The organism is Plectonema radiosum NIES-515, from assembly GCF_025753815.1.
Lineage (GTDB): Bacteria > Cyanobacteriota > Cyanobacteriia > Cyanobacteriales > Nostocaceae > Hassallia > Hassallia radiosum_A.
Map to the genome: position 1 here is coordinate 1 of NZ_JAOWRF010000395.1, position 10,833 is coordinate 10,833.

Genomic DNA, 10,833 nt, shown 5'->3' on the forward strand with positions numbered 1-10,833 from the left:
CCCCCTCTCCCCATCTCCGTCTCTCCTTGTCTCCCCCTTACCCTTAGTCAACGCTTGTATAGTCGAACACGAGGAATTTCCGGAAGACGCCCTAAACTACAGGTGCTACCGTGGTGTAGTTTAAAATCAAAGGGTAAAAATTAAATTCAATGTATTAAATTTGCTCTGAGGTTCTAAATAACAGATAAGGTCAAGGGAACAATATTCCAGTAACTTTAAATATGACATTCAATAATATTCACTACAAGACCGAAAAACTATGATTGACCGTTTGGCTACTGTAAACGCTGCCCGCACACTAAAAGTGGTTGGGACTATCTTAATCTTGTCCTTTTTACTGGACTTTGTGATTTTGCTGTTTCCCTTCCAACCGACTGATAAAGGGTGGCAAATCGGCTTGGCAACAGCGCTAGTTGACCGAGGAATTGTGCCTATGGTTGGTTTGGGGATGTTGTTTGCCGGATATTGGATTGATGGTACTAGTGAAATGAGCGATCGCTCGCAACCCGTAGATTTAAGGTTTCCCGCACTGATCCTATCGAGTATTTTGGGGTTGTTATTCTTGCTGATTTTTCCGTTGCACCTCAACAATGTGAATCAAGCTAAGTCTCTGACAGTAACTCGAATCAGCCAGGATGCGGATCAGGCAGAAAATCAACTCAAAAGCCAGTTAACTCAATTACAAGCACAACTAGGTAACACTCAGGTTAAGGCTGAATTAGAACAGCAAAAGAGCAAAATCAAAGCTCAGTTTACTGACTTGCTCAAAGACGATCAAAAATATAAGCAAGCACTTGAGAATCCTAACTTACCTCCAACTCAGAAAGAATTACTCAAGAAGTTTAAGGCAAATCCCCAAGAGCTTGACAAATTTCTAGCGCAGCAAAGCGATCCTCAGGGACTTGCAAATGAAAAACTCAACCAAATTCGTCAGCGTAAAGAAGAAGCTCAAAAACAAGCTCAACAAGAAGCTTTGAAGTCTGGACTACGGATTGGTATGAGTAGTTTGCTATTGTCTATTGGTTACATTATCATCGGCTGGACCGGATTAAGAGGTATGGGTGCGCTACAAGGTGGTGGAGGTAAAAAAGCACCCGCACGCTAATCTTTCATTTGTAGTGCCGTAATACTGTCAATATGAAAAAAAGAGACAGACTTAGCTTGTAGTTAGCGCTTTAGCGCTAAAGCGCCAACTACAATGAGTTATATTTGTACGCAGTTGATGACGGTTACTTATTAGAGATTTGTGTAAAAACGCAGAGGAGCGCAAGGGTAAACGCAAAGTGACGCGGAGTTTAGTAAAATTTTTATAAAACTAGAAAATGCTCTCAGTATACATACTTACATATAACGAAGAGTTAGATATTGCCGCTTGTATTGAGTCAGCGATGCTATCGGATGACATTATTGTTGTAGACTCATGCAGTAGCGATCGCACTGTCGAAATAGCAAAAAACTATCCTGTACGTGTTGTTCAACATGCTTTTGAAAGCCACGGAAAACAACGTAGTTGGATGCTAGAGTCTATTGCTCCTAAGTACGAATGGGTCTATATTCTAGAGGCTGACGAGCGCATGACACCAGAATTATTTGCTGAATGCCTCGAAGCGATGAATAATCCAGATTACATCGGCTATTATGTCGCTGAACGTGTCATGTTCATGAATCGTTGGATTCGCTATAGCACCCAATATCCCCGTTACCAACTACGCCTCTTCCGTCATGGTAAAGTTTGGTTTGACGACTACGGTCATACTGAACGTGAAGTTTGTGATGGTGCAACCAGCTTTTTAAAGGAAACTTACCCTCACTATACTTCTAGCAAAGGCTTAACCCGCTGGATAGAAAAGCACAATCGTTACTCTACAGATGAAGCTCAAGAAACCTTGTATCAACTAGAACACGGCAACGTTAACTGGTTAAATTTGTTTTTTGGGAAGTCAGAAGTCGAAAAACGTCGCGCTTTAAAAGATTTGTCTTTGCGTTTACCTGCTCGACCGCTGTTACGCTTTTTCTATATGTATTTTATTCTGGGCGGCTGTTTGGACGGACGCGCTGGCACTGCTTGGTGTACACTACAAGCATTCTATGAATATCTAATTTTGCTGAAAGTTTGGGAAATGAAGCACATGCCGAAACCTGTCTCAGATATACAAGCAGCTATAGGCGAAAATAGTGCCCAGATGACAGCACCTGAAAAACTATCTATATGAGACAATACGCTCTTGTGTTAAAGATTTTTGGTACTGATTTTAGACCTGTAGAGACGCGAAATACGAAGTCTCTACGCTCGTATTTTAGGCTTAACTGAACGCGATTGATCTATAAGAAGGCGATCGTGAACAGGAAATAATTTTCTTTTCTATTCCCTAATAATGTTAGATTTATTATAAATTAAGATTTTTAACATAACTTTTTATCATCTTCGATCGCGCCGATGTGACTGACTCACATGCGCTAAACAGATACTAATGCTGAAGGAATAAACCTTTCAGAATTCTGGGCAGCTTTGAGTGCGATCGCGGTAGGATCAATAAAAGGCTAAAAGACTTGCAACAATTATTTACAAGTCTGATAAAGAAAAGTAACAGCGTCTGAGAATAACCCCAGCCATAATTCTGGTTGGTACATGTCCATATAGACTAAAACTGAGGTTTACTCAGAATCAAAACTTAAGGCTGTTTCGGCTTGCATCGCGTCAAATCCCATTGAGTAAAAGCTAGTATAGCTCGGCAGAAATAACTAGACAGTTATACAAAAGCCAAAAGGTAGATGATATATGTATTATTCGCTTCTGCCTTCTTCTACTAGGGATTTTGGCAGCAGATCACGCGCTGGATAGCAAACTACAGTAGTGCAATTTGACGAATCTGCTGGTTATGAATACCAATAACAGAAGTTCCACTAACCTAAAAAAGGAGAATAGGGGCTTGTTAATCGATCGCCTAAAACAGGACTTCAAAAATGACCTGATTGCTGGTTTGTTAGTGGTGATTCCCCTAGCGACAACCATCTGGCTAACGATTACCATTGCCACTTGGGTAATCAACTTTCTCACCCAAATTCCTAAACAAGTGAATCCCTTTCAGGGGATGCACCCTATTTTAGTAAATCTACTGAATCTTTTAGTTGGTCTGGCAGTACCGCTATTCAGTATTCTCTTGATTGGCTTAATGGCTCGGAATATTGCTGGGCGGTGGTTACTGGATTTTGGTGAGCGAGTGTTGCAGGCGATTCCCTTAGCTGGACAGGTGTATAAAACCCTGAAACAGCTTTTGGAAACATTATTAAAAGATACCAATGGTAAGTTTCGCCGCGTAATTTTGGTAGAATATCCGCGCCGGGGAATGTGGGCGATCGGCTTCGTCACTGGCACAATTAGTAGCGAGATTCAATCTCAAATGTCTCGTCCAGTGTTAAGCGTTTTTATCCCCACCACTCCAAATCCGACTACTGGATGGTATGCAGTACTTCCGGAAGATGAGGTAGTAAATCTATCAATATCGATAGAAGATGCCTTTAAAATAATTGTTTCTGGTGGCATTGTCGCTCCAAATACGCCCTTACCTCCTTTAGTTATCGCCAAAGACCGTAAACTGGAAGTGCCACAAACTGAAACAAAACGGCAGATTATACCTCTAGAAGAGACTTAAAATTTTACATCAAATGCACGGTGGTTTCACCAGCGTGCATTTGCCAATTTGCAGGCAAATCAATTCAATTTTCACATACTTAGATACACTTTTATGCAACCCCGTAAACCCCGTCAAATTGCTCGTGAATTGGCGCTTTTAAGTCTTAGTCAGATGCCAATTAACCCCAAAAAATTGACAGAAGCACAACTACCTAAGTTAGTCCTAGCGGCAGTACGTACCCTGACACTAGAAGTGCAAGACTCTTTGGATAATGCTGCTGGGGAATTGCAACGCAGTAACGATCGCCTTTTAAGCAGCCAAACTCGCACCACCGATGTTAATGTTGCCAGAACTATGGTCAAAGAGGCAATCGAATATACCCAAACGGCAATTAATCAACTTGGCACCACTCTTGAGTTTCCAGAATTGATTCAGCTAGCTAACCAAGATAAAGATGTTGCCAGATACGCGATTGAAATTGTCAAAACAGTCAATGAAGAACGAAAAGCGATCGATCAATTAATCTCCGACGCTCTGGTAGATTGGCAAGTAACTCGTCTAGCTCATATCGACCGGGATATTTTGCGAATCGCTGTAGCAGAAATGAACTTTTTAGAAGTTCCAGACAGCGTGACAATCGACGAAGCAGTAGAGTTAGCCAAACGCTACAGCGGAGAGGACGGTCATCGATTTATCAATGGTGTTCTACGTCGATTCACCGACCAGAAAAAAACTGCGTAACGTTTGTGTTTCCTTTCAGAGCTAAAGAGAAGTAAGTTTCCACACTAGGAGGTCTTATGAAAGCGTGCCAAGTTAAATTAAACTCATAACTCATACAGCAGCCTATCGCTAAACATCGAATACACGTAGAGACGATTCTGTGCTACGTCTCTACAAGGTTTTGGGTTTTATATATATACTTCATCTACCTGAAATCTGCTGTAACTCACATCACAACTAACACTTATAGCTGCAATGGTTTTTAATTGGTTCCGTCGTCAAAATAACGATCCTGCTAAGGCATCCGAGAAAGAAAAACAAACAGAAATTCCTACACAAGAATCTCAAACAGAGTCAGCCGAAACTTCCAGCAAGGATGATTCACCCGCAGCTGCGACAGACTTGTTAGCATATGCTAAATCTGCTTACAAAAATATTCAGCAAAAGCAACAAGCAGAGGAAGTAGAAACTCCTTCTGTTGAAGTGACAGAAGGGTCAAAACTAGAAATAGCATCACCAGAAGAGCCAGATGCTGAACAGCTAGCAGATGAAACAACTGCATTGGAGCCAGATGCGGAAATTATAGATAGCACCGCAGTAATAGCCAGCGAAGCACTTGCGACTCCAGAGGATGCACAACCCGTAGTGCCAGCAACTTTATCCTTTTTAGAACGGGCAGCGGCAGAAAGGCAAGCAAAACAGGAACGATTGATCGCAACTGCAATTGAAGTACCCCAAACCGAGGTAGTACAGCCACCTACACCAGAGATAGTAGAGGAAATCCCCGGACTTGCCTTTGATGATGGGTTTGTGTGGTCTACAGAAGTTTTGGCAAGGCAAGGTAGACGTGCGGAAGATGTTTCAATTGAAGAAATTAACTGGCTGAAAAAGCTGCGACAAGGCTTAGACAAAACTCGTCGTGGTATTGTTAACCAACTGAAGGCGATTGTCGGTCAAGGACCGCTAAATCAAGCAGCAGTCGATGAAATTGAATCGTTGCTGTTGCAAGCAGATGTGGGTGTGGAAGCCACAGACTATATTATCAAAGCGTTACAGAAACAGCTACGAGAAGAAGTTACTCCACCAGATAAGGCGATCGCCTACCTCAAAACTATCCTCCGGGATATGCTCGATGCACCACTCAAAACATCCTACAAAGCTAGTTTTACTCCAGAAAAAGAAATTCTTAATATTTGGTTAATAACTGGGGTGAATGGGGCTGGTAAAACCACTACCATCGGCAAAATTGCTCACTTGGCACAAAAATCTGGCTATAAATGCTTGATTGGTGCCGCAGATACATTCCGCGCTGCTGCTGTGGAACAGGTGAAGGTTTGGGGTAGCAGAAGCGGTGTGGAAGTAATTTCTAATCCTGGGAAAAATACAGATCCAGCAGCCGTTGTATTTGATGCGATCGCTGCTGCCGTTGCACGAGAAACAGAGTTACTTCTGGTGGATACCGCAGGACGACTGCAAAACAAGAAAAACTTGATGGATGAGCTCAGTAAAATCCGGCGAATTATCGACAAAAAAGCCCCTAATGCAAAAGTAGAATCATTCTTGGTTCTTGATGCCACTTTAGGTCAAAATGGATTGCGGCAAGCCGAAGTCTTTTCTCAAGCTGCCCAACTTAGTGGTGTAGTGTTAACTAAGCTTGATGGTACAGCTAAAGGAGGTGTCGCCCTCGCCGTCGTCCAGCAACTAGGTCTACCGATTCGCTTTATTGGTGCTGGTGAAGGAATTGAAGATTTGCGTCCGTTTTCTAGCTACGAGTTTGTCGAAGCTTTATTGAGTGATTAGACATAGAAAGTAGAGTCATACGTAGAGACGTTGCATGTGCTACGTCTAATCAAGGGTTTCGGGCATGGATGTAATTTAATGACTCAGTATTCAACTAAAACCCTTGATTTAGCGATAAAAACCAATAAAAATAAGGTAGCCTGATGGCGCATTTTTTTATCCTGTGTGGGTTTGTACGCTGAGGTGCAAGATATAAGGCAAACTACTACTGAATATTATCTGTTCAAAATTTATAATTCAAAAGTGTGTTAGTTAAACTAAAACACCATTACTAATTTATGGGTTAAAGGTCTTGTGCTATGCTTTTTCTGGCTTTTGTTTCCTAACCCTGTATATCTGTTGTCATGAAAATAGGATCAATATTGTTTACATAACTTAAACTAGGAAGAAAGCGCAAGTATATCTGCCCCAGAGTGCCTGACCCCTGAGGTTCTAAGCCCCCTAAGCCCCAGACCCCCCAGTCTCAACACTGACTCGGAGATCGTCAAAATTTATCTGTTGACACAGGTATTTTCTCTATCTCAAGATATATGACTTGGTGATGAAGTTATGAAAAAATTGAAAGCTTTCTCGGTTCTAAGAGAAATTGCTGTTAATATTAGTCTCTTTTTGAGCAAAAAACTTACTTAAAACTTCTGTTTTGACGAATAAATACAATCAGCAAATGCAATACTTATTAAATTGACATTTTACGTCTTTCTACTCTTGCTAAATTGACAAACCTTGTTTAAATATGGTTTAGCAATTGCCTTTGCCTAGATGATTTATAAGTAATCTAATTCGGTTTTTCAGTTAAGTGAAATAATAGCTGTGCCTGTGTCTCAACTGCCCTCTCAACCAACTGATAGTAATAGTAGTGCCGCAACGGATGTGACTCCCGTTGTAGCGCTGAAAGAACTCGTGGCACGGCTGCACCGAGAACAAAACAAAATTCAAGATTTGTTAAGTTCTTTAGGATTTGCTCTGAGAAGCTTCAATAATTTGAATCAGTTTTTAGAGCTAATTCCGTTGATGGCAACAAGAGTAACAGATGCAGATGGTAGTGCTCTGTTTCTCTACAAAGCTAATGGTCAAGTTCGATTAGAGCAGTTGCATTGGCAGGATAGTCACCAGCGCAAACATATTCGCAAAGCGCTAGAAACCGCTACCAGTCAAATCACACTTCTGGCAAATACGGCACCTTTAGCAAATACGGGTGTTTTGGATGCCCAGATGCATCGCTACTTAGGACCAGATATGCAAATATTTGGTACGGCAATTCTGGTGAAACATGCAGAACGAGGATGGCTTTATGTGTTTAGTCGCGATCGGGAATATACTTGGACGGAAACTAGACAAAAATTAGTCCGGTTAGTAGCAGACCAAACAGCAGTAGCGATTGAAAACGATGAACTGGCTGTAGAATTACGAAAAAAAGAACGCTTAGATCAAGAACTAGAAATTGCTGCGGAAATTCAACGTCGGCTTTTACCTCGTCAATGTCCCTTGATTCCTGGTATAGTTTTGGCTGCCCGTTGTAAACCGGCAAATCGTGTCGGTGGAGACTATTATGATTTTATTCCTACTAAGCACAATCAGTTTCAGTTAAATAGCAAAGATATTATTAGCTTAGAAACTGGACGTTGGGGTTTTGTGATTGGTGATGTGATGGGCAAAGGTGTCCCGGCTGGGTTAATTATGACCATGATGCGGGGGATGCTACGAGGAGAAGTATTACACGGTAATTCACCAGCAGCAATTCTCCAAAATTTAAATCAAGTTATGTATGCTGATTTGGAAAATTCCCACCGTTTTGTGACACTGTTTTACTCAGAATATGACCCCCAAAATAGAATTTTATCTTATAGCAATGCAGCACATAATCCTCCTTTGTGGTGGCACGCAGTTACAAAAACTGTGACACGTTTGGATACATTGGGAATGTTGATTGGGTTAGATACTAACAGCGAATATGAAGATGCTCAGGTACAGTTAGAACCTGGGGATACAATTATTTATTATACAGATGGTTTGACTGAAGCTGCTTCTGCGGGAGGCGATCGCTTTGATGAAGAAAATTTTGTCGATGCCTTTAATTTGGCTTGCAAGCATTGCAATGGACCACAGGAGATTCTGGATTACCTATTTAACCAAGTTGATCAATTCATCGGTGCTGATAAACAAAACACCGATGATATGACGTTGGTGGTGCTGCAAATTCAACAATAGTCAAGAGTCAATTGTCAAAAACTATGGACTATGGACTGTTGGACGAAAGCAAAGCGGCTCAAAATAGAATTGTCCAATCGGGCTTTTGGGCATCTTCTTTGGTATAAGAAACACCGTCTATCTTGATGCCGTTGCGATCAACAAGCGTAATGATACCACCCTCATTTTCCAGTTGAATATAATTTTTGTCTACAGGTATTTGCATAACTTCACCTGGGTTAATGATGCCACTAAGGGGTTGCTTACGCTTGAGGGTATCTGCAAGTTTCCAATCAGTTAAGTCAACTTTCTCTGCTGAAGTGTTGATTAATGCCACCTTCTTTGCTGTATCTTGGCTACTAGGATTTACCAAAGCTGCAATAATCCGAATCCCTGCAATTGATGGTGCAATTAGGGTTTCTATTCTATTACCAGTGCGATCGTCAGTATGGAAAGATTGCGATTGGAAGGCTAGAAATATGCCTACCCACTGATTCCGGGATGGATAGTGAATCAACAGTCCACCATCTTGCCAAACTCCATTATCGCGCTGAAATGAACCAGCGTTGCCTTGGTTCATGTGGATGTCATGAATACCATTTCCAGGGAGAAAATGAAAATACTTGTCCTCTTTATTGTTTTCCGGTCCCCACTTTTGACCAAAGGCGTATAAAGTTATATCTTTATTATTCAGCGCTCGTCCAATGTATAATTCCAGCAACTCGTTCAGGTCGTTGTCGGGTCCGGGAACTTTGTATGGTAAAGGTTTCATTTTATTTTGGGCAAATAAATTTCCCCGGATGAAATCTAAAGCTAACCCTCCTGGTTTGCTATCCAATTGATTGAAGCCGTAATTTAACTTAACTAGCCCTTTAATGATGGGGTGATTGAAATTGTCGGAAACAAAATACAATAAATCCGAAGGACTTTGTTGTGATTTAACGTTGATGGCGATGCGATGCTTTACCTTAGTGTCGGTAACTAGCACTTGGTAATGGGGAGTAGATCCTTCACCAAGCTTGCGTTCAATCGCCTGACATTTCAAAACACCGTAATTTTTTAAAGGCATGAATTTCTCCTAATTTCTTGGTGCAAAATATGATATGAAGGCAATTGCTAACCCTAATAACATTTTCAATTCGGCTTTGACGGGCTGTATAGTCTGAGACCGACAAAAGCGATCGCAACCACGACTGTAACAATTTATTGCCAGATCAAGCATTTTGGTATTTAGGGTTGCGAGCGATCGCTATTCCCTGTAATGGTCTAACATTTTAGTGTTGTTTTGTGTGCTATTTTGGATAACTTATAAGTCTATATACTTATGTCTTTTGGGATATTTTTTGTATTATTGCTTGATATTTATTAAATAATTGCTGAGTATTTTTCAACACATGATTACTAGAAAGCTTTATTGACAAACAAGTTCTAGCCCACTGGGATAAGCGAAAGAATCCGCAGCTAGCAACTTTGACCCCTCATAAGTCTTAAATACCCAACTAGCTGTTTTTTGAAGATTATCCATCAAACAGGCTTCTTCACCGCTAGCTTCAAAGGCTAAACTCCACCAAGGATTCGGGAGAATCAGTAGACGAGTTAATTCTACACTACAACCGTTGTCGATACGTTCATTCGCAAAAACAGCTTGCGGTGAAAACTCCATTCCCCTTTTCCTAAATGTCCCTGTTGATGGGAGAATGAAAACGAGAAATTTAAGTGTGCTTTGTGTTGCTTCCAGCCCAAAGGAATCTGTAGAAATGTGGAAACGAATTGTATTGATTTTGCTATTGGTATTTAGCTTTAGCCTGAGTAATTTTGGTGTAGCGGTTGCAGGTGGACTCAACAGCTTTGTAGACACTACTGATGGCTATCAGTTCTTATATCCTAACGGTTGGGTGCAAGTTAAAGTTGCCAACGGACCGGATGTAGTGTTTCATGATTTGATTCAGGTGACAGAAAATGTCTCTGTGGTGATTAGTCCGGTTCCAGATAACAAAACTTTGACAGAATTGGGCACGCCAGGAGAGGTAGGATATAAGTTGTCAAAAAATGCGATCGCTCCTCCTGACTCTGGACGCGAAGCAGAATTAGTCAACGCTGCACAACGAGAATCTAACGGTAAAACTTACTACTTGTTAGAGTATGAGGTTAAACTCCCAAATAACAGAAAACGGCATAATCTGGCTAGTGTCGCTGTTAGCCGAGGTAAACTTTTTACCTTTAATGCCTCCGTTACCGAAAACCGTTGGCAGAGAGTTAAATCAATAATAGAAGGCTGCGTGAATTCTTTTTCTGTATATTAGGGACTGGGGACTGGGGACTGGAGGACAAGGAGGACAAGGAGGACAAGGAGGACAAGGAGGACAAGGAAAGTTTTAAATTTAATGCTTTCCCCCATCTTTGCATCCCCCCATCTTCCCATCCTGACACTTATACACATCTCCAAGCCCACGAGACCCTAGGGTCATACTTTTGCCGCTTTCTTTTTGAA

The 10,833-nt window shown here is 41.3% G+C and carries 9 protein-coding genes; 7 read left to right on the forward strand and 2 right to left on the reverse strand.

The genetic code is table 11. The features are described from left to right. Positions 1–259: 259 nt before the first annotated feature. The 6 genes from hpsJ-B to OGM63_RS28000 all read left to right on the forward strand — a co-directional run bounded on the left by hpsJ-B (position 260) and on the right by OGM63_RS28000 (position 8,363). A complete protein-coding gene (gene hpsJ-B / locus OGM63_RS27975; protein ID WP_263749008.1) occupies positions 260–1,105 on the forward strand; it encodes a hormogonium polysaccharide biosynthesis protein HpsJ in 846 nt (281 codons plus the stop codon). A gap of 217 nt (positions 1,106–1,322) precedes the next feature. Next, entirely contained in the window at positions 1,323–2,213 is an 891-nt protein-coding gene (locus OGM63_RS27980; RefSeq protein ID WP_263749009.1) for a glycosyltransferase family 2 protein, read from the forward strand. A 666-nt stretch (positions 2,214–2,879) separates the two neighbouring features. Next, the gene (locus OGM63_RS27985; RefSeq protein WP_263749010.1) at positions 2,880–3,653 is read left to right on the forward strand and encodes a DUF502 domain-containing protein; all 774 of its coding nucleotides are present in this window, start codon (positions 2,880–2,882) and stop codon (positions 3,651–3,653) included. 93 nt (positions 3,654–3,746) lie between these two features. Continuing rightward, positions 3,747–4,376 carry a transcription antitermination factor NusB gene (gene nusB, locus OGM63_RS27990; RefSeq protein ID WP_263749011.1) on the forward strand — a complete coding sequence of 210 codons (630 nt, stop codon included), beginning with the start codon at positions 3,747–3,749 and terminating at the stop codon, positions 4,374–4,376. A 234-nt stretch (positions 4,377–4,610) separates the two neighbouring features. Then, positions 4,611–6,155, forward strand: coding sequence for a signal recognition particle-docking protein FtsY (ftsY, locus tag OGM63_RS27995; RefSeq protein WP_263749012.1), 1,545 nt, complete (start codon positions 4,611–4,613; stop codon positions 6,153–6,155). 801 nt (positions 6,156–6,956) lie between these two features. Continuing rightward, positions 6,957–8,363 (forward strand): PP2C family protein-serine/threonine phosphatase, encoded by a 1,407-nt coding sequence (locus tag OGM63_RS28000; protein ID WP_263749016.1) that lies wholly within the window; start codon positions 6,957–6,959, stop codon positions 8,361–8,363. A 58-nt stretch (positions 8,364–8,421) separates the two neighbouring features. Here the strand turns inward: OGM63_RS28000 and OGM63_RS28005 are convergent, their stop codons facing one another. Continuing rightward, positions 8,422–9,411, reverse strand: coding sequence for a DUF2278 family protein (locus OGM63_RS28005; RefSeq protein ID WP_263749014.1), 990 nt, complete (start codon positions 9,409–9,411; stop codon positions 8,422–8,424). Between the two features lie 342 nt (positions 9,412–9,753). Continuing rightward, positions 9,754–10,005, reverse strand: a complete 252-nt coding sequence (locus OGM63_RS28010) for a hypothetical protein (protein ID WP_263749015.1) — start codon at positions 10,003–10,005, stop codon at positions 9,754–9,756. Positions 10,006–10,099: 94 nt separating this feature from the next. Here OGM63_RS28010 and psbP point away from each other — a divergent pair, with 94 nt between their 5' ends. Continuing rightward, positions 10,100–10,645, forward strand: coding sequence for a photosystem II reaction center PsbP (gene psbP, locus OGM63_RS28015; protein ID WP_263749017.1), 546 nt, complete (start codon positions 10,100–10,102; stop codon positions 10,643–10,645). The last annotated feature ends 188 nt before the right edge of the window (positions 10,646–10,833 follow it).